This window comes from Spirochaetota bacterium (assembly GCA_026415295.1).
Lineage (GTDB): Bacteria > Spirochaetota > JAAYUW01 > JAAYUW01 > JAOAHJ01 > JAOAHJ01.
This window is the reverse complement of the sequence record JAOAHJ010000028.1, coordinates 77388-101871: the sequence shown is the minus strand read 5'-3', so window position 1 is coordinate 101871 and position 24484 is coordinate 77388. Positions and strand designations below refer to the sequence as shown.

At 23.9% G+C, this 24484-nt stretch carries 23 protein-coding genes; 13 read left to right on the top strand and 10 right to left on the bottom strand.

Annotated elements, in window-relative coordinates; translation table 11 throughout:
- Positions 1 to 134: 134 nt before the first annotated feature.
- The gene (locus N3A58_07145; protein MCX8059173.1) at positions 135 to 1499 is read right to left on the bottom strand and encodes a response regulator; all 1365 of its coding nucleotides are present in this window, start codon (positions 1497 to 1499) and stop codon (positions 135 to 137) included.
- Positions 1500 to 1707: 208 nt separating this feature from the next.
- On the opposite strand from N3A58_07145, the gene N3A58_07140 reads away from it, so the two are divergent.
- On the top strand, positions 1708 to 2142 hold the full coding sequence (locus N3A58_07140) for a methylglyoxal synthase (GenBank protein ID MCX8059172.1): 435 nt from the start codon (positions 1708 to 1710) through the stop codon (positions 2140 to 2142).
- Between the two features lie 20 nt (positions 2143 to 2162).
- Here N3A58_07140 and N3A58_07135 read toward each other — a convergent pair whose 3' ends face one another.
- From N3A58_07135 to N3A58_07105, 7 genes are all read right to left on the bottom strand, one after another.
- Positions 2163 to 3404 (bottom strand): 1-acyl-sn-glycerol-3-phosphate acyltransferase, encoded by a 1242-nt coding sequence (locus N3A58_07135; GenBank protein ID MCX8059171.1) that lies wholly within the window; start codon positions 3402 to 3404, stop codon positions 2163 to 2165.
- A 115-nt stretch (positions 3405 to 3519) separates the two neighbouring features.
- Positions 3520 to 4593: a butyrate kinase gene (gene buk / locus N3A58_07130; GenBank protein MCX8059170.1), complete on the bottom strand. Its 1074-nt coding sequence runs from the start codon at positions 4591 to 4593 to the stop codon at positions 3520 to 3522.
- A 247-nt stretch (positions 4594 to 4840) separates the two neighbouring features.
- The gene (locus tag N3A58_07125) at positions 4841 to 5545 is read right to left on the bottom strand and encodes an ABC transporter ATP-binding protein (GenBank protein MCX8059169.1); all 705 of its coding nucleotides are present in this window, start codon (positions 5543 to 5545) and stop codon (positions 4841 to 4843) included.
- On the bottom strand, positions 5538 to 6368 hold the full coding sequence (locus N3A58_07120; GenBank protein MCX8059168.1) for an ABC transporter ATP-binding protein: 831 nt from the start codon (positions 6366 to 6368) through the stop codon (positions 5538 to 5540). Before N3A58_07120 ends, N3A58_07125 begins: the two co-directional genes overlap by 8 nt.
- On the bottom strand, positions 6346 to 7422 hold the full coding sequence (locus N3A58_07115) for a branched-chain amino acid ABC transporter permease (protein ID MCX8059167.1): 1077 nt from the start codon (positions 7420 to 7422) through the stop codon (positions 6346 to 6348). The genes N3A58_07120 and N3A58_07115 overlap by 23 nt, the downstream gene beginning before the upstream one ends.
- A 24-nt stretch (positions 7423 to 7446) precedes the next feature.
- Positions 7447 to 8370 carry a branched-chain amino acid ABC transporter permease gene (locus tag N3A58_07110; protein MCX8059166.1) on the bottom strand — a complete coding sequence of 308 codons (924 nt, stop codon included), beginning with the start codon at positions 8368 to 8370 and terminating at the stop codon, positions 7447 to 7449.
- A gap of 250 nt (positions 8371 to 8620) precedes the next feature.
- Entirely contained in the window at positions 8621 to 9760 is a 1140-nt protein-coding gene (locus N3A58_07105) for an ABC transporter substrate-binding protein (GenBank protein MCX8059165.1), read from the bottom strand.
- A gap of 428 nt (positions 9761 to 10188) precedes the next feature.
- Here N3A58_07105 and N3A58_07100 point away from each other — a divergent pair, with 428 nt between their 5' ends.
- From N3A58_07100 to N3A58_07060, 9 genes are all read left to right on the top strand, one after another.
- Positions 10189 to 11520: a PhoH family protein gene (locus tag N3A58_07100; protein ID MCX8059164.1), complete on the top strand. Its 1332-nt coding sequence runs from the start codon at positions 10189 to 10191 to the stop codon at positions 11518 to 11520.
- A 36-nt stretch (positions 11521 to 11556) separates the two neighbouring features.
- Complete coding sequence (locus N3A58_07095) at positions 11557 to 11841, top strand: acylphosphatase (protein MCX8059163.1); 285 nt, start codon at positions 11557 to 11559, stop codon at positions 11839 to 11841.
- A 42-nt stretch (positions 11842 to 11883) separates the two neighbouring features.
- Complete coding sequence (locus N3A58_07090; protein ID MCX8059162.1) at positions 11884 to 12519, top strand: LysM peptidoglycan-binding domain-containing protein; 636 nt, start codon at positions 11884 to 11886, stop codon at positions 12517 to 12519.
- A gap of 214 nt (positions 12520 to 12733) precedes the next feature.
- Positions 12734 to 13792 (top strand): RNA polymerase sigma factor RpoD/SigA, encoded by a 1059-nt coding sequence (locus N3A58_07085; GenBank protein MCX8059161.1) that lies wholly within the window; start codon positions 12734 to 12736, stop codon positions 13790 to 13792.
- Between the two features lie 112 nt (positions 13793 to 13904).
- Entirely contained in the window at positions 13905 to 14918 is a 1014-nt protein-coding gene (locus N3A58_07080; GenBank protein MCX8059160.1) for a cyclic nucleotide-binding domain-containing protein, read from the top strand.
- A 10-nt stretch (positions 14919 to 14928) separates the two neighbouring features.
- Complete coding sequence (locus N3A58_07075) at positions 14929 to 15585, top strand: Crp/Fnr family transcriptional regulator (protein ID MCX8059159.1); 657 nt, start codon at positions 14929 to 14931, stop codon at positions 15583 to 15585.
- A 206-nt stretch (positions 15586 to 15791) separates the two neighbouring features.
- A complete protein-coding gene (locus N3A58_07070; protein MCX8059158.1) occupies positions 15792 to 17093 on the top strand; it encodes a dihydroorotase in 1302 nt (433 codons plus the stop codon).
- A 74-nt stretch (positions 17094 to 17167) separates the two neighbouring features.
- The gene (locus tag N3A58_07065; protein ID MCX8059157.1) at positions 17168 to 18085 is read left to right on the top strand and encodes a dihydroorotate dehydrogenase electron transfer subunit; all 918 of its coding nucleotides are present in this window, start codon (positions 17168 to 17170) and stop codon (positions 18083 to 18085) included.
- Between the two features lie 183 nt (positions 18086 to 18268).
- On the top strand, positions 18269 to 19180 hold the full coding sequence (locus tag N3A58_07060; protein MCX8059156.1) for a dihydroorotate dehydrogenase: 912 nt from the start codon (positions 18269 to 18271) through the stop codon (positions 19178 to 19180).
- Positions 19181 to 19327: 147 nt separating this feature from the next.
- Here the strand turns inward: N3A58_07060 and N3A58_07055 are convergent, their stop codons facing one another.
- Both N3A58_07055 and N3A58_07050 read right to left on the bottom strand, forming a co-directional pair.
- Positions 19328 to 20311 carry a nicotinate-nucleotide diphosphorylase gene (locus N3A58_07055; protein ID MCX8059155.1) on the bottom strand — a complete coding sequence of 328 codons (984 nt, stop codon included), beginning with the start codon at positions 20309 to 20311 and terminating at the stop codon, positions 19328 to 19330.
- A 155-nt stretch (positions 20312 to 20466) separates the two neighbouring features.
- Positions 20467 to 21429, bottom strand: a complete 963-nt coding sequence (locus N3A58_07050) for an AEC family transporter (GenBank protein ID MCX8059154.1) — start codon at positions 21427 to 21429, stop codon at positions 20467 to 20469.
- 294 nt (positions 21430 to 21723) lie between these two features.
- On the opposite strand from N3A58_07050, the gene N3A58_07045 reads away from it, so the two are divergent.
- The 3 genes from N3A58_07045 to N3A58_07035 are packed head-to-tail and all read left to right on the top strand — an operon-like array spanning position 21724 to position 24483.
- On the top strand, positions 21724 to 23055 hold the full coding sequence (locus tag N3A58_07045; protein ID MCX8059153.1) for a hypothetical protein: 1332 nt from the start codon (positions 21724 to 21726) through the stop codon (positions 23053 to 23055).
- A 44-nt stretch (positions 23056 to 23099) separates the two neighbouring features.
- A complete protein-coding gene (locus tag N3A58_07040) occupies positions 23100 to 23771 on the top strand; it encodes a CoA transferase subunit A (GenBank protein ID MCX8059152.1) in 672 nt (223 codons plus the stop codon).
- Between the two features lie 55 nt (positions 23772 to 23826).
- Complete coding sequence (locus N3A58_07035; GenBank protein MCX8059151.1) at positions 23827 to 24483, top strand: 3-oxoacid CoA-transferase subunit B; 657 nt, start codon at positions 23827 to 23829, stop codon at positions 24481 to 24483.
- Position 24484: the final 1 nt, after the last annotated feature.

Sequence of the window (24484 nt, the reverse complement as noted above, 5' to 3'; positions counted from 1 at the left end):
TAAATTTATATAAAAAAAATTATATTTTAAACCTTATTTTTACATATTAATATTAAAATAAATAAAAAATTTATATATAAAAATTATTTGAAAGACTTAAATCAAATTTCAAATTTGATAATCATATAAAATATTTAACTTTGAATTTCAACATACTTTTGAACAATAGAAACTAATTCTTTATTGTCAAATGGTTTTACGATATATTTTTTTATTCCTAGTTTTGCAGCTTCTAAAATTATGTTTTTTTGATTATAAGCTGAAATAATGATGATAGGTGTATTTTGGTTTAGTTTTCTCTTTCTTATTTCAGAAATTAATGTTAAACCATCAATTTTTGGCATTGAAATATCCAAAATTAAAAGATCATATTTTTTTATTTCTGTTAAAAATAAAGCTTTCTCAGAATCGGTTTCTGTTTCAACTTGAAATCCTTCCAGCAAAAGAATATTTTTTATAACTTCTACAATAAATTTTGAGTCATCGACAACTAAAATATTATATATTTTTTTAGGATTTCTTCTATCTCCTATTGGTGAATTTTTGATAAAATTTTCTTCACTTGACTTATCTCCATTTCTTTTATCCTTTACCCACTTAGATTTAGGTTGAGATTTAGCAAATTTTTTAAGTTCTGCAGCAAGGTGAGATATTTCAAGATAAGAAGAAAAAGTCCTTTTTTCATTAGTTATTATTGATAAAGAAATGCTAATAAAACCGAATTTTTTTGTATTTCCTTCCCTATCTTTTGCAATAATATAACCATTTTTTTTATCATTTTCGTTATAAAAATTTCGGATATTTTCGTCAAATTCATTACATATAAAATTACAAACATTTTCTACTTTATCAGCAGTTGTGATAAAAATAAAATCGTCACCCCCAATATGACCTATAAAATCATCAGCATTTCCATATAATGATAAAGCTTTTTTAATTAAATTTGATGTGAACAATATAACTTCATCACCTTTTGCAAATCCATATATATCATTATAAGGTTTAAAATTATCAAGATCCCCATAGACAATAGCAAATTTAGTTTTATCTTGATTTTCAATTAATAAGTTAATATTTTTTTCAATTGATCTATTACCGGGTAAACCAGTTAAAGGATTGCTATCTTTGCTTAAAAACATTCTATGAACTATTTTAATTCTTGATGATAGGTATCTCACATCTACAGGTTTTTTAATTATTTCATCTATTCCTAAATTAACATGTTGTTCGAGGTCATTTATTTTATTTTCCTCTATAATTAGAAGGATTGGTATCTCTTTTGTTTTTATATTATTTCTTATAGATTTTATAAGATTTAAAGGAGATATTAGAGTTATTGAAGAATCAATAAGAATAATATCTGGCAAAAATTCTTTTAATATTAAATCTATTTGAACTTTTCCAGTTGAAATTGAAAATTTATAACCTTCATTTGATAAAACTTTTACAATTGAATTTGATAATTCATTTTTTTCACTAAAAAATAGAATATTAATCACCCAATAAACTCCTTAGAATTTAAAAAATATTTTATCTAATTAAAAATACCATTTATAATAAATATAATGAAAATTTCTATAAAATCAAATTTAATTTAACAGGTTAAATTATATGAAAATTTTATCAAAATAGAAAAAAATTAATTTCATTTTACTTTAAAATTTTAAATTGTATGTATTTTTTTTAAAAAATTTGTAAGGGGATAAAATGGTTAAGAAAATTGCTATTATTGCTCATGATGGTAAAAAAAAGGAATTAATAGAATGGATTTCAAAAAATTTAGAGATGTTTAAGGATAAAGAAATTTATGCTACTGGAACAACTGGGATGTTAATTAATGAAAAATTTGGTATTAAGGTAAATAGGTTTTTAAGTGGACCTTTGGGGGGAGATATTCAAATTGGAAATATGATTCTTGAAGATAAAATAGACCTTTTAATATTTTTTTGGGATCCTCTTGAAGCTCAACCACATGATCCAGATATTAAAGCTCTACTTAGAATAGCTGTACTTTTTAATATACCTGTTGCTTGTAATCAATCCACAGCAGATTATATTCTGAATTCTAAATATTATATTGAAACATATCAAAAGGTTATTACTGATGATTACAAAAGAATAAAAAGGGATATTGATATATAAGTTGGGCAATAATAAATAATTTAATAAATACTTTTTAATGCTTTTATTGTAATAACATATTTATATGCTGAAATTTTGCTATTCTCAAATATTATTCTATAAAAAGAATTTTCATAATAAAAATCTAGGATATTTCTATATAAAACATTTATAGATGCTATTTTTTTTAACTCAAAAATTATATCTTTGCCTCTCAACGTATGAACAATTAGCGAATTTTTATCTAACTTTAAAGTTCCACTATTAATTTTAAATAAAGAACCTTTCTTTTTTCTTGAAAATAAAATTATTCCTTTATCTTTATAAAAGTAATTGATACTGTTTTGTTTTATTTGGTCTGATATATAAGATATTTGCCACTTGTTCCATTCATACGGGTTGTCAAAGTAAAAAGTATTTACTTTAGAAGTTTTTGATAATTCAAAAAAGTTGTATTTGTTTATAAAGACTTCATATCCACAATTTCTACAATAAAAGAAGTTTCCCTTAGAATCATTTTTATTTATTGATTTACAGTGGGGGCAAATAAATAAAAAGTTTCCTAATCCTTTAGATTTATTTTTCCCCAAAAATAAAGCTTTTTTATCTCTATAAAATTCATATTCGTTATATGAAAACTTTTCATTTATCAAATTATACAAGGCTTCTTCATCTAAATTATCAATTTCTTCTTTTGTAATAAGATGAGTAAAATGAACTAAGATATTCCCTTTTCTGTAAGTTTTAGCCCATCTTGGATAGACCATATGAGCTCCTTTTAGTAGACATATAACAACAGGTAAAGATAGTTTTTTTAATAATTTAATTGTTGAAGGTACTATTTGAAGAGTATTGCCATCCCAATTTCTTTCACCTTCAGGGAAAATTCCAATTATTCCATTATTTTGTTTAACTTCAAATATTTTTTTGATAGTATCAAAATCAGGATAGAATTTTATTTTTGGTATTGCTCCAAGTTTAGGTAATATAAAATTATACGGAAAAAGTCTAAAAATATCTTCAGTTGCAATAAAATGAAGGGGTTTTTTAATAAAGATTCCTATTAAAAATGGATCCCACCAGTTTGAATGATTTGCAAGGATAATATATGGAGGATTTAGGTTTTTTATGATATTATCATCAACTTCAATATTAAAGAAAAGATTGAAAAATGGTATTAATATTTTCCTCATTATATTTGCAAAATTTCGATCAAAATTTAAAGTTTTTTTATTATTTTGAATAGTCAATTTATTAAAAAATGAAAAAAAATATTTTATCATACCCATACCACTTAAATTTTTTAAAAATCATTTAAGATTAATCTTTTTATAAAATCTTAATTTGTCTAATTTTGCTAAAAATAATTAATTAAATAAATTTATTAAATATTAGAATTTAAGAGTAGATTTTAGCTTCTTCTTCTCCTTTTAGAACTCTTAAACCACCTAAGGCTAAAGCTTTCATTTCTAATTCACCTGGAAATACGATAACATTAATTTTAGGTCCCAAATACTCTTTTACCCATGGTACAAAAAATTCATTATCATATGCTATTCCACCAGTTAAGATAACTGCGTCTACCTCTCCATTTGCTGCAGGGAATAGCGACATAATATATTTAGCTACTTGATAAGCCATAGCTTTATATATTAATTTAGCTTTTTCATCTCCATTTCTAATCATTTCTTGAACTTTTCTAGCATCATTTGTTCCTAAATGAGCTACAAGTCCTCCTTCTCCTTTTATCATTTTTTTTACCTGATCTAAAGTATATTTGCCAGAAAAGCAAAGTTTTGCTAAGGCTCCAGAAGGAAGTGTCATTGATCTTTCCGGTGAGAAAGGGCCTTCTCCATCAAGAGCATTATTAACATCAACAACCTTACCTTTTCTATGCATACCTATTGAAATTCCACCTCCTAAATGACATACAATAAGATTTAAATCTTCATATTTTTTATTAAATTTTTTTGAAACTTCTCTTGCGACTGCTTTTTGATTTAAAGCATGAAAAATAGAAATCCTTGAAAACAAAGGATGTCCACTTATTCTTGCTACATCTTCTAGTTCGTCTACAACTACAGGATCTACTATGTATGCAGGCACATTGATTTCTTTTGCAATAGAGTATGCAATTAAAGCTCCGAGATTAGATGCATGTTCTCCATATTTGCAGGATCTTAAATCTTCAAGCATATTATCATTTACAACATATGTACCTGATTTTATGGGCTTTAATAGTCCTCCTCTTCCAACAATTGCGCTAAATGAGTTAATTTTGTGGCCATTTTCGATTAAAAATTTTTCAATAATTTTTTTCCTAAATTCATATTGCTCTATAATAGAATTAAATGGTAGTAATTCTTCTGTGGTATGTCTTAATGTTGTTGTTAATATTTCATTTTCATCAATAAAAATAGAAATTTTAGTGGATGTTGATCCCGGATTTATTATTAATAATTTATAATTCATAAATGTCTCCAAATATTATTTATTGAAAATTTTATTTTAAAAAAATTAAAAATCAATTAATTAAAAAATTATAAAATAAATGTGAATTTATATTAATTTTATCTTTTAAATTATTTAAATAAAAAAATTATATTAAAATAGTTAAATGTTGAATTTTGATAATTTAATTATTAAATTTATAAAATTTAATTTTTTTAAAATAAGTAATAATTAATTAATAAAATTAAAATACTTTTTAAAAATTTTATTATATACCTAGATAAGCTTCTTTAACCTTAGGATTTTTTTCTATTTCATTTGATGGTCCATGTAATATTATATTGCCTACTTCAAGAACATATGCATAATCAGAAATCTGTAAGGCTTTTTTGGCATTTTGCTCAACCAAAAGAATAGTTGTGCCACTTTTATTTATTTTTATTATAGTGTTAAATATTTCTTCAACTAAAACTGGAGCAAGCCCCATTGAAGGTTCATCTAAAAGTAGAAGTTTTCCACCCGTTACTAAAGCTCTTGCAACAGCTAACATTTGTTGTTCACCACCTGAAAGTGTTCCCCCAAGTTGTTTTATTCTTTCTTTAAGTCTAGGAAATAAAGTAAATACATATTCTAATCTTTCTTTTATTGTCTTTTTATTTTTGATATTCCATGCTGCTAATTCTAGATTTTCAAGAACTGTTAAAGTAGAAAAAATTCTTCTTCCTTCGGGAACATGAGATATACCAGCTTTAACAATTTCATGAGCTTCTAATTGGCTTATATCATTGCCATCAAAAATTATTTTTCCTTTTTTTGTTTTTATTAAACCTGTTAAAGTTCTTAAAGTTGTTGTTTTGCCAGCACCATTAGCCCCTATAAGTGTAACAATTTTATTTTTAGGTACTTCAAAACTAATTCCTTTTAAGGCTTTTATATGTCCATAAAAAACTTCTAAATTTTCAACTTTAAGCATTGTTGTCTCCTTTCCCAAGGTAAGCTTCTATAACTTTTGGATTGTTTGCAACTTCAGTGGGTTTTCCTTCAGCAATAGTTTCACCAAAATCTATTACTTTTATATACTCACATATACCCATAACAACTTTCATATGATGTTCTATCAAGAAAATAGTTAGTTTAAACTTGTCTCTTATAAAATGGATTAAATCCATTAATTCAGATACTTCAGCAGGATTCATTCCCGCAGCAGGTTCATCGAGCAATAATAATGTGGGATGGGTAGCTAGTGCTCTAGCTATTTCTAATTTTCTGAGCATACCATATGGTAGATTTTTAGCTTGATCATATATGCATTTTTCAAGTTTAAATATTTTGAGTAATTGGTAAGCTTCCTCTTTAATATCTTTTTCTACATTATTATAATGTGCAGTTCTTAATATACAATCAAAAAAACTTAATGGTTTATCATATTTATAAATATCATTCCCTTTAGTTTCTGTTTGAGATATGTTTTGAGTTGAATAGTGCTTTGCAATTCTAATATTATCAAGAACTGAAAGTGAATTAAAAATTCTTAAATTTTGAAAAGTTCTTGCTATACCGCTTTGAACTATTTGATAAGGTTTTTTGCCTGTAATTTCTTTATCTAAAAATTTAATAGAACCACTTGTTGGCTTATAAACTCCAGTTATAAGATTAAATATTGTAGTTTTCCCAGCTCCGTTTGGTCCAATTAAACCATAAAGAGCTCCCTCTGGTAATTCAAGATTAAAATCCGATACTGCTTTTAATCCACCAAAAAAATGTGTTAAATTATTAATTTTTAGAACATTCTGCATGTGATTCCTCCTCTTCTGGAATAAGGAATTTAAATTCCTTCATACCCATTAAACCTTCACTTCTAAAAAGCATTATAAAAATAAGCAATAAAGAATATAATACCATTCTCCACTGATCACCTATTGGAAAGTTTAAAATTTCACTGAGATTTCCAAGAAGAATTCTGAGTCCTTCTGATAAAAATGTTAAAACAAATGCTGCAATAACTGAACCTGAAATACTTCCCATTCCTCCAGCATAAACCATAATTAAAACAAGTATAGAGCCTAAAAAACCAAATTGAGTAGGATGGGCTATTTGAAGTAAATGACATAATAAACCTCCAGCTATTCCAGCAAAAAATGCACCAATTGCAAAAGATATTATTTTATATTTAGTAATGTTTATTCCTAATAATTCTGAAGCAACTTCATTTTCTCTAATAGAAAGAAGAGCTCTTCCATGTGAAGAAAATACTATATTTCTAATAATTACAATTGTTAGCAATGTTGAAATATATATTATTATAAAATTTGAAAATTTTGGTATTCCCAATAATCCTCTTGGACCACCTACATAATTTATATTATTTAAAATAGTCCTAATAATTTCTCCAAAAGCTAATGTTATAATTGCTAAATAATCCCCTTTTACTTTTAATGAAGGAAAACCTATAAGTATACCGACAAAAAAAGATGAAATACCTCCTATTAAAATTGCTATAATAAAAATTAAATAGTTTCCAAAAGAATCTGGTCTAATTTTTAATATTAAAGTAGTAATGGTTGCAGAAACATAGGCCCCAATAGCCGCGAAACCCATATGACCAATTGAGAATAATCCAGTGAAACCATTTATTAAGTTTAGAGATACAGCTAGAATTACATATATTAAAGAAACATTTATTATCTGCATTATATAATTGTTAAAAATATTTAGTTTATTAAAAAAATAGATAATAAACATTATTAGAATAGAAGCAATTAAAAATAATGAAAGTCTCCTTTTGATTAAAAATTCAAATTTTTTTATTAGGCTTTTGTTTTTAATATCTCCATCTTTATAAGAAGACATAAAATCTCCTTTATTTTAATTTAATTAAATTTTATCAGCAGTTTTCTCCCCTAGTAATCCCTGAGGCCTTATAAGTAATACTAAAACGAGTATAGCAAAAGCAATTCCTTCACCTATTAAAGAATTTATTGAAGATGCAAAGGTTTCTGCTATGCCAAGAATATAGCTACCAACCATAGCTCCAGGTATATTTCCAATACCACCAAGAACAGCTGAAATAAAAGCTTTTAATCCTGGCAAAATTCCCATATAAGGAAATATTCTTGGATATGTTAAGCCGGATAAAAGACCAGCTATTCCTGCAAATGAACCACCAATAAAGAAAGTTATAAAAATTATTTTTTCGATATCTATTCCCATTAATTTTGCAGCATCTTTATCTTGTGATACAGCTCTCATAGCTTTTCCAACTTTAGTATATTTTACAATATAAAGTAGAAAAGCCATTAATACTGCTGATACGATAATGTCAATTAAAACATAGTTAGAAATAAAAGATTTACCTATTGAAAAGTTTTTCTTGAAAATTATTTCTGGGAATCCTCTATAAGATGGTCCTATAAAAGGTAAAGCTGATAAAAAATATTCAAGAAACATTGAAACACCAATAGCAGTAATTAAAGCAGATAATCTTGGTTTATCCCTTAATGGTTTATAAGCTAGTTTATTTGCTGCAGTAGCAATAAATGCGCCAGCTAGCATACTTATGATAAGTACTAAAATAAAAATAATAGCAGAATGAAAAGTTTGACTATGTCTGAATCCCATTATAGCTCCAATTAAAAAATAACCCCCATAAGCAGCATATGCACCTATCATATAATAATCACCATGAGCAAAGTTAATAAGTCTAATTATACCATAAACCATAGTATAACCTAATGCAATAAGGGCATAAATACTACCGAGTTGTATACCGTTTATTAATTGTTGAATTATTAATTCCATTTTGTCCTCCTAATACTAAAAGAGAGGATATAAAGTATTAAAAAATTTTTAGTATTTAACATTTTTATTTATATTAACTTTAATTTCTTAATATTTAGAAAAAAATAAGGAGATACCCTTTTTTAGGGTTCTCCTTATTGTTATTTTAATAACTTAGATTGAAACTTTAATTAAATAAATAATATGAGTATGCAATAATTTATTTACAATATATAATCCTTTATTCAATTTTTAAATAAAATAACCTAAACTATGGGTTAACAGTTGTATAATATACTTGTTGACCATTCTTTATTTGGATTATTACTGCAGATTTTATAGGATTTCTTTTTTCATCAAATTTAACTAATCCCGAAGCAACATTGATGTTTGTAACTTTTAATGCATCTCTAATTTTTTCACCAACTGTTGAGCCAGCTCTTTTTATTGCATCAAACATTATATAAGCTGCATCATAAGCTAAAGCAGCTAAAGCATCAGGCTCTTTTCCATATTTAGCTTTATATTTTTTAACAAATTCTTGAACAATTGGTCTTTGATCATCTTTTGAAAAGTGATTAGTAAAAAAACCACCTTCTATAGCAGTTCCAGCAATTTCAGTTAATTTTGGGGAATCCCAACCATCTCCACCAATAAAACTACCTTTGAACCCTAATTCTCTTGCTTGTTTTGCAATTAATGCAACATCGTTATAATAATCTGGAATATAAATAATATCAGGTTTTGCAGCAATTATTTTTGTTAATTGAGCTTTGAAATCAGTAGTTCCAGTTGGATGAGCTTCGAAAGCAACTATTTGACCTCCTAAAGAAGTAAATGAATCTCTAAAAACTTCTGCTAAGCCTTTTGTATAATCATTTCCAACATCAAAAATAACTCCAGCTTTTCTTGCCTTTAAATTTTCATAAGCAAATTTAGCTCCAACCAAACCTTGGAATGGATCTATAAAACATGCTCTGAAAATGAAATCACCTACTTCAGTTACTTTTGGATTTGTAGATGTTGGAGAAATCATTGGGACTTTATTATCTTGGCAAATTGGAGCACCAGCTAATGAGCATTTACTCATAACAGTTCCAATAATAGCAACTACTTTATCTTGTGTAATTAATTTGTTGTAAACTGTTGCTGCTTCAGTTGGTTCTCCTTTGTCATCTTGGAAAATAAGTTTAATTTTTTTACCAAGTAATCCACCAGCAGCATTCCATTCTTCTACGGCTAGTTCAATGCCTTCTTTTGTAGAAACCCCAAAAGTTGCAGCTTCTCCAGTAACAGGACCAACACCACCAATTAAAATAAATTGTTCTTTAGCTTTACAACCGAAAATTAAAGAAGAAAGAATAAGAGTTATAGATACTAAAACCCATAAAATTTTTTTAATACTAATCATAATAATCCTCCAAAAGTTTTTAAATATTCATTGTAATTATAAATAGATATATCATAATTGTCAATAGAAATTAAAAAAAAATAATATATTTTTTTATTTAAACATAAATGCTAACAATTTTTTCAATAGAACAGCAATTTTTTTGATATTTAAAAAAGAAAATTATCAATTATAATTTTTATTGATAAATAATTTTTAATATCTCAATTAATTGGTTTAAAGAATTTTAAATTTATAAAAAATATTTTTTATTTAAAATTTTTATTATTTTAATATGAATATTTTATAATTATTTTACATAAAATTTAATATTTAAAAATTATTATTTTTTAGATAATTTTTTAAAGAAAATTTTAATAAAAGGATTATTTACTATTATTAAATCAAATAAATTTATAATTTATTATGATTTTAATAAAGGAGAGGAAATGGCTAAATTGAAAAATAATAATTTGAATGAACCCAAGTATTTTATAATTGATACAAACGTTTTGTTACATTATCCTTATGCTATGGATTCATTTTTAGATAATTATGTTATTATTCCTATTAAAGTTTTAGAAGAGCTTGATAAATTTAAAAAAGAAAGAACTGAAATAGGTAAGAATGCAAGAGAGGTTTCAAGAATACTTGATAATTATAGAAAAAAAGGTTCCTTAAAAGAGGGAGTCAAAACTCAAGCAGGAGGAAAAATTTTTGTGTCTATGGAAATTTCCAAAGAAGTTCCAAAACAACTATCTTTTTTTATAGCAGATGATCAAATTTTGCTTTGTGCTAAATATTATAAAGATATAGGGAAAAGAGTTTTTTTTGTTTCAAAAGACATTAATGCAAGAATAAAAGCTGATAGTTTAGGAATTAAAGCTGTAGATTATGAAAAACAAAAGACAAATTATAGCACAATATATACTGGTTATATAGATATTTATGTTTCAAAAGAATTTATAGATAACTTTTATTTAAATAAGTCAACGATAATTGATAAGCAACTTTTCCCAAATCAATATGTATGTTTTATTGATAAAGAAAACATTAAACATACCGCTTTAGGTAGATATGATTTTCAAAATAAAAATATTAAGCTTATTAACTCTTCTGAATTTGTAGCATCTGGTATTAAACCATTAAATAAAGAACAAATATTTGCTTTTGATCTTTTATTAGATGATAATGTGAAGTTAGTTAATCTAATTGGTAAAGCTGGAACAGGAAAAACTTTAATAGCTCTTGCGGTAGCTTTGAAAAAAATATTTGAAAAAGGAATTTATAAAAAATTATTAGTTGCAAGACCAGTTATACCAATGGGAAAAGATATAGGTTATCTTCCTGGTACAAAGGAAGAAAAGTTGATCAATTGGATGCAACCAATTTATGATAATCTTGAATTTCTTTTTTCTCTATATGATGATAAGACAAAACCTAATGAAAAAATTAAAAGTTTGATAAGTACTGGAATTCTTGAAATAGAAGCTTTAACTTATATCAGAGGAAGGTCAATACCAGAACAATTTATAATCATTGATGAAGCCCAAAATCTTACTCCACTAGAGGTAAAAACTATAATCTCAAGGGCAGGTGAGGGAACTAAGATAGTGCTTACAGGAGATCCTCAACAAATAGATAATCCATATTTGGATGAAGATTCAAATGGTCTTACTTATGTTGTAGATAGACTTAAAGATTCTGAATTAACTGGTTCAATTTTATTAGTTAAGACTGAAAGATCCTCACTAGCTTCTCTTGCAGCTGAAAAACTTTAATTAAACTCTAGAGATTTTTGTTTATGGGAGATAAAAATGGAAGATCTATGGAGATTTAGTATAATTTTTGAAGGTTTGGTGCAAGGGGTAGGTTTTAGATATTTCGTTCAAAGAGTATCTTTAAGAATGGGAATAACTGGCTATGTAAGAAATGAGGATGATGGGACAGTTTTTGCTGTTTTTGAAACTGATGAATCTTCTTTTAATAATTTGATAGAAATTATAAAAAAAGGTAATGGTTATAGTAGAATATATAATATGAATATTAAAAAAGAAAAAATTATAAAAAGAGAATTTAATGATTTTTTTATAGATTATTAAACTTATAAACAAAATTTTCCGAAATAATAATATCGGAAAATTATGAAAAAGTTTAGATTTTTTTTTATAATCATATGCTTATTAATAAATATTGTTTTAATTGAAGGTGAGAATCAATTAATAAAATTTGAATTTTATTCAGTAAAAAAAAATTTTAAAGACAATTTGATATTTTCAATAGGCGAAAATGTATTTCATATTGTGGAAAAGGGAGATACTCTCTTTTCTCTTTCGAAAAAATATGGAGTTTCAATTGAGTATATAGTAAAAATTAACAATTTAATTGACAATAAAATTAAGATAGGTCAAAAATTAATAATTAAAAATAGCGGGTTAGAATTTTACTCTTTATTTGAAAATTATAATATAAAGCTTAAAACAAATCATATATTAAAAATTTATTCAAATGTAAATGATTATAAAATAAACTGTTTTTCACCTATTGATAGAGGAATTATAAAAGATATACAATATATAAATGGTTATGGACAAACAATATTTATAAATACAAATAATTATATGATAATTATCGGAGGATTCGATTCTATAGGAGTCAAAGTAGGTCAAGAAATAAATTTAGGTACTTATATTGGTAATATCTTTAAAGATTCAAATATATCTGTAAGTATTTTCAAAGATAAAAAAATATTAGATTTAAGTAACTTTGTTAAAAAATAAAAATTATAAATTCTTTAATAATTTTGAAATTTTTTAACTTTCAGTTTATCTTTTAATTTTCAATATGTAATATTTTAATATTAAGTAAAGAAAAAGTTAATTTATAATTAATTTTATATTATTATTTTATAAAATATTAAAAAAATTAAAAATAAAAAAAGGATTTTAAAAAGTGAATTTGTATTATTATAAGAGAAAAGTCAAGGGGGCATTTATGTCAAATAAAATATCAAAAAGTGAATTTTTAAAAGAGGAATTTAATTATTTTGATGATTTTTCTGAATTTGAAAATTTAGATAATGAAGAGTTTAAAAAATTTGTTTCTCATGAAGATATAGATATTGATATTTATAATATATATTTTAGGCAGATAAGTTCTTTTAATTTATTAGATCCTGATAAGGAGATAAAGTTATTTAGAGAATTATCATTAAATAAGAAAAAATTAGATAAACTTGAAAACGAGAAAAAGAGTTTAACTTCTATAAATGAAATTGAAAAAATTGATAATGAAATTGAAAGTATAAAATTTAATATTCAAAATATTAGAAATCAACTAATTACTGGTAATTTAAGACTTGTAGTTCATATTGCTTCAAAATATAAAAATAGAAATATTAGTTTAGTAGATTTGATAAATGAAGGAAATATTGGATTAATGGAAGCCATTGAGAAATTTGATTATAGAAGAGGAACAAAATTTTCAACTTATGCGATATATTGGATAAAACAAGCTGTTATGAAAGCTTTATCTGATAAAACTAGAATGATAAGAATACCTCTTTATTTGAATAATTTGATCAAGAAAATAAATGATTATGTAAATGAATATGAAAAATTTGAAGGTAAAAAACCATCAATTGAAGCAATTTCAGAAAAATTTTCAATTGATAAATTTAAATTGATGAAAATATTTAATATAACTTCAGACATCAACTTTTTTAATGATCCAATATCTTGTGAATCAGGTTTTATGATAGAGGATCTTGTATATGAAGAATCTGAAGATGTTATGAATAAAAATTTTCTTACAAACGAGGAATTTAGGAAAAGAATTAATGATGCTTTAAATTTATTAACTGATAGAGAAAAAATAGTATTAAAATTAAGATATGGTCTTGAAAGTGGTATACCCTATACTTTAGATGAAACAGGAAAAGTTTTAAAGTTAACAAGAGAAAGAATAAGGCAAATTCAAAAAAAAGCCTTAGAAAAAATTAGAAATTCACAATATGGTCAATTCTTTTTTGAATTATTTGAAGATTTAAATTAAAAAATTTTATTTTAATTATAAATTAGTAATTAAGTTAAAATAAAAAGTTGAAATATTTTAATTTTTATATTAAATTTTGTTTAAGTTTTATTTTAAAACTAGAGAGATTAAAATGCCTCCAATTATAAAAAGATATACTTCTAATTCGATAATTTACTTCAAAGGCGATACAGATTCAAATATTTATATATTAAGGTCTGGTAAAGTAATAATAAGGGAAACACCTGCTGATTCTTTCAAAGAAATAGTTACATATATAAAGGAAGGTGAATTTTTTGGATTAAAATCGGCTTTAGGGCATTATCCAAAAGAGGAAACAGCTCAAACAATTGAAGATTCAGTTGTTTTAGTTCTTGATGAAAATGAATTTTTAAATCTTATTTCTAAAAATATTGATTTACAAGTTAAAATATTAAAGATATTATCTAAAGAATTGAGAGATACTATAAAAAAAGTAAGTGATATTTTTGGTGCAAAAGTTATTACTCCATTTGATGGAATGTTTTCTTATGCTAAATATTATTTAAATAATAAAAAACCTGAAAAAGCTTTATATTTTTTGAATAAATTAAAATTATACTATCCTGAATATGCAAAACTTAATAATGTTGATGAATTGATTAATAATGCAACAAATATTTCTTATTCTCAAGAAAAAAATGTAGATGGAGGACAACAAGAAGGTTCTAAAGAAGAAATATCTGAAAGTGTATCTAAAGAAAAATCAGAAAATGATAAAGAATATGTAAAAATATTTTATGAAGCTTTGAATTATGTAAAGAATGAAGATTATGATTCTGCTATACAAAGGTTTACAGATGTGATTAAAGTTCCTGATGTTACAGATGAATATAAAATAAAAGCCATGTATGAAATAGGTCGTGCTTTATATAATATTAAAAAATATGATAATGCTATAAATATATACAAAAAAATCTTAAACGAATTTAAGGAAAATATTTTACTTAAAGAAGTTCTTTATGAGATGGCTTCAACATATATAAAATTAGGAGATAAAGAAAAAGCTATGAATATATTAAATAAAATAATTGAAATTCAACCTGCGAATGAAACAACTACTAAAGCAAAGAAATTAATTTCAACATTAAAAGAGAGCAAAAAGTAGGGAAGCTAAAATGAGTATAGAACTTTTTCAAAAGTTTGGAAAAATATATAAAAAAGGTGAAATTATTTTTGGAGAATATGAGCCAGGGGACTCTTTCTTTGTAATACAGGAAGGCAAAGTTAAAGTAACCAAGATAATTGAAAATAAAGAAAAGACTTTAGATGTTTTTGGACCTGGAGATATTTTTGGAGAGATGGCTATAATAGAAAATCAACCAAGGTCAGCTACAGTTGAAGCTCTTACAGATGTTAAAGTACTTGTTTTTAATAAAGAAAATTTTAAATCACTTTTACAATCTAATCCTATCTGGGGACTTAAATTATTTAAATCTTTTTCAAAAAGAATATATGAAGCTAAGAGAAGGGTAAGATTACTTTTACTTAATGATCCTGAAATTAGGATACTTGATACATTTTGTATGTTAGCTGAATGTAAAAATATAGGGAAAAATACATTTGAGCCAATTACTTTTAATGAAACTATAGAATCTATATCTCAATGGGCTGCTCTAGATATAAATAAAACAAGAGATATTTTAATGAATTTAAATAGTCAAAATAAAATAATATTAAAACAAAATGAGATTGTTGTTAAAAATATAAATGAATTTTATAGAATTGTTGAAAATAAAATTAATCTTATGTTAAGAGAAGAGGATATTACATAATTAATAAATTTAATTTTTATTAATTTTTAATCCATTTCAAATTGTATTTTTTGTCTTAATTTATTCTTTAATTATATAGCAATTTATAATTTTTCTTTTATAATTTCATTAACAAATTTATTTTAATACTGTTTAATATGGAAAATAAAATAATTATTGTCTTGATTTTTTAGCAAAATTGATTAGTTTGTAAATGGGAGGAATAATTGAAAAAGCTAATTAAAAATGCTTTAATATTTGATTGGGAATTATTTCTTGAAAATAAAAAGCTTGATATATTAATAGAGAATGGATATATTTCAAAAATAGGAATAAATATTGATCACACAAATATAGATAAGGATAAAATTATAGATTTAGATGAAAAATTTTATGTTTTACCTGGTTTTATTGATATTCATACCCATTTTAGAGAACCCGGTTATGAATATAAAGAAGACATTGAATCTGGCTCTTATGCAGCAATACATGGAGGTTATACTACATGTATTGCTATGCCTAATACAAATCCACCTATTTCAAATATTGAGATTGCTTCTTATGTTAAAAATAGATCAAAATGGATAGATATAATACCTGCTTTATCTATTACTAAAGATAGAAAAGGGGAAGAATTAAATAATTTAGAAGTGCTTTTTAAGGAAGGATACAAAATATTTACTGATGATGGTGAACATGTTAAAAATCCTTATTTAATGTTTCAAGCTCTTAGAGAATCAGGTAAATATGGCTTTATAATAATGGAACACTCTCTTGATAATAACTTTTTTGAAAATGGAATAATAAATTATGGCCATTATTCAAAAAATTTTAATTTTAATGGATTACCAGATGTTGGTGAAACAAATGTTATTTTTAGAGATATTGAACTTGCAATATTAGCAGGTGGTAATATCCATTTTACTCATGTTTCAACAGCAAAAGGGGTTAAGTTAATTCTTGAAGCAAAAGATAAGCATAAGAGTATAACTTTTGATGTAACCCCAAATCATTTAATTTTCAATGAAGAAAATATTGCAACTAAATCTGGATTATTTAAAGTTATGCCTCCTTTAAGGGATGAGGAAAATAGAAGTAATCTTGTTAAGTATATGAAAGATGGGAAAATAGATATTATAGCTACAGATCATGCCCCCCACGCAAATAATGAAAAAAATATAGATATTAAAATGGCTCTACCTGGATTAACAGGCCTTGAAACTACTTTTTTAGCTTTATATAATAAGTTTGTATTAAAAGAGGAAATTAAGATTATTGACATAATAAGAATGATATCATTTAATCCTTCTAGAATATTTAATATTGAAAAAAAAGGTTCTCTAAAAGTTGGAAATAAAGCAGATATTGTCATCTTTAATCCAAATGAAGAGGTAAATATAGATAAGAACTTTTTTTTCTCTAAATCTTTAAATTCACCATTTTTTGGGCAAAAACTTAGAGGAAAAATATGCAAAGTTTTTAAAGATGGAGAAATAATTTTTGATAATGGAAAAATTTTTAGAGTTTAATTGTATAAATTTTAAATAAATAATTTTAGAATTTTTATAAAAAGATTAAAATAGTTAAATTTTTAACTAATTAAATGAAAAAAAAACAATATAAAGCAAAAATTTTAGAAAATATAAGACTAAATAAAAATATTTATCTTTTAGTCTTAGAAAAACCAACTGATTTTCTTATTGATCCTGGTCAATTCATTAATTTGCTTATAGATGAATATTCTTCAGATCCATTTTTAAGAAGACCATTTTCTATTTTTAATATTAAAGAAGATAAGATATTTCTTTTATATCAAGTTAAAGGAAAAGGAACAAAAATTCTTTCTGAAAAAAGAAAATATGAAGAAGTTGATTTTATAGGACCATTGGGAAGAGGATTTAATTTAAGTTCTGAGGGAAATTATAGTTTAAAAAATGATTTTGATAATTTAACTAAAGATAAAATTAGTAAAAAAATAAATATTTTTGTTGCTGGTGGGATTGGGATTGCTTCTGTTGTTTATCTTGCTAATTATTTTAAAAATCAAAATTCAAAAAGCAATTATAATGTCCTTTTTTATGGAAGTAGAGATTTTGAAAATTTTATAGATCCTAAATATTATAGTAAGCTTTTTGATAATAATTTTTTTTCTGTTGATGAACCTATAATAAAAGATAGAGATTATTATAAAGTTGAAAATTTAAATATAGATAAAATAATTAAAAAATTCTCTTTTTTTAAAGGAAATGTTTTACAATTAATTGAAGAAAAAATTAATTTTATTAATCAATTAGAAAACTACGGGACAATAAGATTTTATGTTTGTGGTCCTGACCCTATGCTTAAAAGTTTCGTTAAATGGAATTTAGATAAAAACTTTTATGCTGAGTTATCATTAGAATCATTTATGGGCTGTGGATTTAAAGCATGTCTTGGTTGTGCTGTAATGTGTTCTGATGGAAACTATAAATATGTGTGCTATGATGGACCAGTGTTTTTGTGGAATGATATAAAAATTTAAATTATTAATTTTTATTAAATTTCAATAATTATAATTTTTAAAAAAAATTGATATATAAATTATTAAAATTATGTAAAAATTTGTTTGTATATAAAATTATTTGTATAAAAAAATATTTAATTTGCAAAATAGAAAGGAATTATGAATAGCTTAGAGAAACATTCGAAAGAAGAAGAATTTGAAATTGATTTAAAAGTTCAAAATGGAGTTCTTGAGCTAAAAAATCCTGTTTTAACAGCATCTGGTACTTTTGGCTATGGAGAAGAGTTTGAAGATTTTTTTGATGTTTCTTTATTAGGTGCTATAACAATAAAGGGAACTACATTAAATCCAAATCCAGGAAATATTCCTCCAAGAGTATATGAAACCTCTTCAGGAATGTTGAATTCAATTGGTCTTGCAAATATTGGAATAGATGAAACCATTTATAAATATGAAACATATTTTAATAAGCTAAAGGAGAAAGGGACAAAAGTTATTATTAATATAAATGGTAAACAGGTTGAAGATTTTTTAAAAATTGTTGAAAAATGTAATGAATCAAACCTATTTGATTATTACGAAATAAATGTTTCATGTCCAAATGTGAAAGAAGGTGGAATTTCCTTTTCAAAAAAACCTGAAACTGTTTATGATCTTGTTAAAGAAATAGCTAAAGTTACCAAAAAACCTTTAATTACAAAATTATCACCGAATGTTTCAGACATAAAAGAATATGTTCAAGCAGCTGAAGAAGCAGGTACAAATATAATTAGCCTTATTAATACATTGAGGGGAATGGCTATTGATATTCAAAAAAGAAAGCCAATTTTTAACAATATAGTTGCTGGTTTATCTGGACCTGCAATAAAGCCTATTGCTCTATTTATGACTTATGAGGCAAGACAGATCACTAAACTTCCTATAATTTCAATGGGTGGTATATGTAATTATAAAGATGCTATTGAATTTTTAATTGCTGGAGCAGATGCTATAGCAACTGGCAGTATTAATTTTGTTAATCCAATAGCTTCAATTGAAATATTGGATGGTATAAAAAATTATTTGAAAGAAAGAAAATTAAGGTTAAAAGATTTAAATTTTTTTAATAAATAAGATTAAATATTACTTGTATATTAAAAGAAATGATAATAATAAAAAAGCACAAATGAATTTAATTATAAAAAATATTTATAATTTAAAAAATTTAATTAAATTAATGCTTAAATTAAATTTTAAAATTAAAAAAAATTTATTTAATTCTTAAGAATATTTCATTGAAAAATCTATAACTTCGACATTTAATGTTAAGCTTGTTCCTATTGAGATAATATCTATTGGAATTTCTGTTTCAATTATTATGTCTATGAGATTTGAAATTTTTTCTTCGTTAATGTTCCCTGATACTTCGAGTAAAAAATTTTTTTCATTTTGTTTTAAGAATTCTGAAACTTTTTTATATTCTTTTATATCAAATTCATCAAGCATTATAACATCAGCTTTTCCTTCATAAGCTTCTAAAAATTCTTCAAAGTTTTCTACTTCACATTCTATTTTTGTTAAAAGAGGTGAATTTTCTCTTAAGATACTTAAAGCTTTTTTTATAGAACCTGCTGCTTTTATATGATTTTCTTTTAACATTATTCCATCTGATAGATTAAATCTATGATTAAATAATCCACCCACCCTTACTGCATATTTTACAAATTGTCTATATAAAGGTAAAATTTTTCTAGTATCAGTTATTTTTATATTTTTAATAATAGTTATTACTTTATCAAATTTTGTTTTAATATCATTATTAATTTGAGAGTTATATTTTCTATTTTCTATTTCATCTATTTTTTTTTCCCATAATCTCTTTATGCGAAAAGCTTTTGTAGATATACCTGATAAATATGATAATAAATTTAGGGAAACTCTTTCACCTTTTAGTATAACTTCTGCATTTCCTTCGATAGTTAAAACTATATCTCCTTTTTTTATTAGATCTCCATCTTCCTTATAATTAATTATATTTAATTCTTTAAAATTTTTTTTGCTTTGAAGATTGTTTGATAAAGAATTAAGAGTCAAAAATATATTTTTTAGTAATTCTATTCCGCAAAGTATTCCACTTTCAGATTTTACTTTTATTTCTGCTTTTAATAGTTTATCTCTAAATAATGGAAATGTAGAATGATCTATAAAACCAATATCTTCAGAAATTGCTTCTTCTATAAATTTTTTAATTAATATTTCATTCATATCTTAAATATCTTACCGATTTTTCTATTAATTAATTATTATTTTCTTATTCTTTTTAATTTGGAATTAATTTCTGTTCTTTATTAAAAATAAATTTTAAATATAATTTTTTCAATTTTTTTATTTTATTAATATTTCATAAATATTAAAATATTTTATTTTAATAGATTTATTAAAAATTTTTCAATTAGTACATACCAAATAGGAATAGTTACTAAACTTATTAAAGTTGAAAAAGTAATGATTGATGAAATTAAAGATCTATTAGATTCTGTGTATTCTGAAAAAAAAGGAGTCATTGTTGCAGTGGGCATAACCGTTTCAATTAAAATTACTTTTATTGTTATTGTATCAATATTTTTAATAAAAATTTTTAATATAATTATAGTAATTAATCCAAATATTTGTGATAGTAATAGTCTAATTATTAAACTTAAAAATATTAATCTGGTATCAGAAAAATTTAACTTCAAATTTAACTCAAGTCCAATTGTAAAGAGAATTAATGGAATAGTTAAACTTGAAAAGCTCGATATAAAATTAAGAATAAATTGTGGAAGTATGATATTAAAAAAATTAAAAAGAATTCCTAGTATAGCTGAAATTATTGGTATTGAAGCATTTATTAAAGTAGTTTTAAAAAAAACTTTCTTTGAAATTCCTTTGTGATTTTTTAAAAAAATGAATAAAAAACCTGTTATTAAAAAAATTGGCCAAAAAAATATAGTAAAAAAAATAGATCTATTTAACCCTTTTTCTCCATAAAAACTATTAACAACCCCCCATCCCATATAACCATAGTTTCCGTACATTGTAGAAAAAGAGAATGAGTTCTTTTCTGGTTTGCTAATTTTAAGAATATCATATAAAATGTAAACTAGTACAAAATAAAAAATAGTAATTAATAAAAATCCAGAAAAACAAGGTAATAGCTGGCTGAATTCTGAGATATCTGCAGAGTAAAGGTTTTTAAATATTATAAATGGAACAGTGCATCTTATAACAAATTTTCTTATTATTAGAGAATCACCATCTTGAAAAACTTTTAAATTTTTAATAAGAAAACCGAAAAAAATTGGTATTAAAATTGATAAAATTGTATTTAATATTATATTCATTAAAATGGTACCTTTTAATTTATTTCTGTATGTCTTACAAAAAATATTTATTAAATATTTTAATGTTTCTTTAATGTTAGTTAAGTTTTATTAAGCATTATTTTTATCTTAAATTAGTTTATGTATTTAAAATATTATAATTAATTTTATTTTCAATTATAATATTATAATGAATTAATGCTTCTATTTTTTTAATAAATTTTCTGAGGTATTTTATTACATATATATCTTGTAAATTTATGAATAATTAAATAAAAAAAGATAAAAAAGAATAACAAAGTAAGATAAAAATAGATGATTAAAAAAAAAGTTTTAATATATGGTTGTGGTTTAATTGGAAGTTCAATAAGTTTTTTATTAGATAATAATGATGTAGATGTTTATTTAACAGGTGATTTTAATTCGGAAAAAGAGTTTTTAAAAAAAGGGTTTATTGAATATAATATTAGAGGTGAATTATTAAATGAAAACTCAAATTTAAGTTTTAATATTGAAGTCAAAAAGTTTAATTTAGATAAAAATTTTTTTATTCCTGATCTTATTGTAGCTTCTTTTAAAATTGTAGGTATCTTAAAATTTAATGAATTTTTAAAAAAAATTGAGGATAAAATAATACAATCTAATATTATTGAACCTGGTGAAAAAATAGAATTAAATATTTTGTTTATTCAAAATGGCTATGGTTGGGAAAAATATATAGAAAAAAATTATAAAATAATTAAGATTAATATTTTAAGAGGAATAGTTTTATATAATGTTTCTAAGATAGATAATAAAATTATTCAAACTTCAAAAGGTGAATTAATTTTAGAAAAAAATAATATATTAAAAGAATTATTTCAAAAAATAAAAAAAACAAAAAACAAAAATAAGTTAATTTTTGAATCTATTATAAAAGTAAGGTTTACAAATAATATTTCTTATTTTATAATAAATAAACTTATTATTAATTTTACAAATGGTATTTTTACTTATCTTAATTTAACTTTTTATGAAGCGATTAAAAATAGAAAAGTGGCTATTTTATTGAAGAATGTTTTAGAATTTTTAATTTTAATAATAAAAAAAAATAAAATAAAAATTGTAAGATTTAATTATTTAGATCCTATAGATATTATTGATTTTATTTATATAACTTATGAAAAAAAAAGTATTTTTATCTTTTTTAAATTTTATTTAAGAATACTTTTTTTAGCAATTACAGATTTTATAAAGTTATCTATTTTGGGCTCTAATAGAAAAAATTTTTTTATTTTGATAAAAAATATTATTAAATTAACGAATTATAAAAATTTAAAAAAATTTTTTTTAGAATCTTTACCAAAAGGTTATAATTCACTATATAAAACTTTATGTGATGTTAAAAAGGAAGTTGGGATTGATGAATTAGAATTTAATCTTATAAATGAATTTAGTTTTATAGTTTCTTTTTTTATTGACAAATGCTATAACATAAAAATAAAAAAATTTAACAAGAATTTTTTAAACTTGTTAAAAAGTGAAATAGATAAAATATTCTATGAAAAAATTACTGGTTTATATGAAAAGACTGAAAGAAATAATGAAACTTTTGAAAAAAAATTAACTTTATTAATTGATACAATTTTATATTGTAAAAAATTTTAAAAATTTTATATTAACTTTGATTAAAAATTTCGGAGGACTTAATGATTGAAAAAAAAATAATTAATCCGCAAGAAGTGGTCTCAATGATAAAAGATGGTGATTCCTTGATGATTGGAGGTTTTCTTGGTTGTGGTTCTCCATTAAAATTAATTGATGAAATAGCAAATTCTGATTTAAAAAATTTAACTTTAATATGTAATGATTCAGGAATATATAATCCAGAAAAGAATATAATAAAAGGAGTAGCTAAAATTGTATTAAAGAAAAAATTTAAAAAAATTATTACTTCTCACATTGGGACTAACAGAGAAACTGGGAGACAAATGAATGAAGGGGAAACCGAAGTTATACTTGTACCACAAGGGACACTTGCAGAAAGAATTAGAGCTGCAGGAGCTGGACTTGGTGGAATTTTAACTCCAACTGGAATTGGTACTGAAGTTGAAAATGGTAAAAAAATTATTGAAATAGAAGGGAAAAAGTATTTGCTTGAATTACCACTTTATGCCGATTTTGCTTTGATTAAGGCAAAAAGAGCTGATAGGGCAGGTAATCTTGTATATTCGAAATCAGCAAGAAATTTTAATCCTGTAATGGCCACAGCTGCTAAAGTAGTTATAGCTGAGGTTGATGAAATAGTTGAAATTGGTCAAATTGATCCTGAGGATGTTATAACTCCATCCATTTTTGTAGACTATCTTGTTTTAAATAAATAATAATAAAATAAAAAAGAAAATTTAAAGTTTTTCTTTTGGAGGAAATATGGATTATATTCCAAATAAAGAGAGGATTGCTAAAAGAATAGCTAAATTTTTTAAGAATGGAGATGTTGTTAATCTAGGAATAGGACTTCCAACTTTAGTTGCAAATTATATTCCTAAAGATATAACGATTATTTTACAATCTGAGAATGGTTTTGTAGGTTTAGGACCTGCACCTGAACCTGGTAATGAAGATCCAGATCTTACAAATGCTGGAGGTATGCCAGTTACTATTTTACCTGGTGGAGCTTTCTTTGATTCATCCTTTTCATTTTTAATAATAAGAGGTGGTCATATAGATTACACAGTACTTGGAGTTTTAGAAGTTGACCAAGAAGGGAATCTTGCAAATTACAAAATTCCTGGAAAGCTTGTTCCTGGTATGGGTGGAGCTATGGATCTTACTGTTGGAGCAAAAAAAGTTATAGCAGCTACACTTCATATGGAGAAGGAAGGAGTACCAAAGCTTGTTAGAAAATGCTCGCTTCCTCTTACTGCAAAGGAAGAAGTTGATTATGTTGTAACTGATCTTGGGTTTTTTGAAATAAGGGATAAAAAATTCTATCTAAAAGAAGTTTTTCAACCATATGATATAGATTTTGTTATTAAAAACACAAATGCTGATATAAAAGTTGCTGATGATGTTAAAATAATAAATATAGATTAAG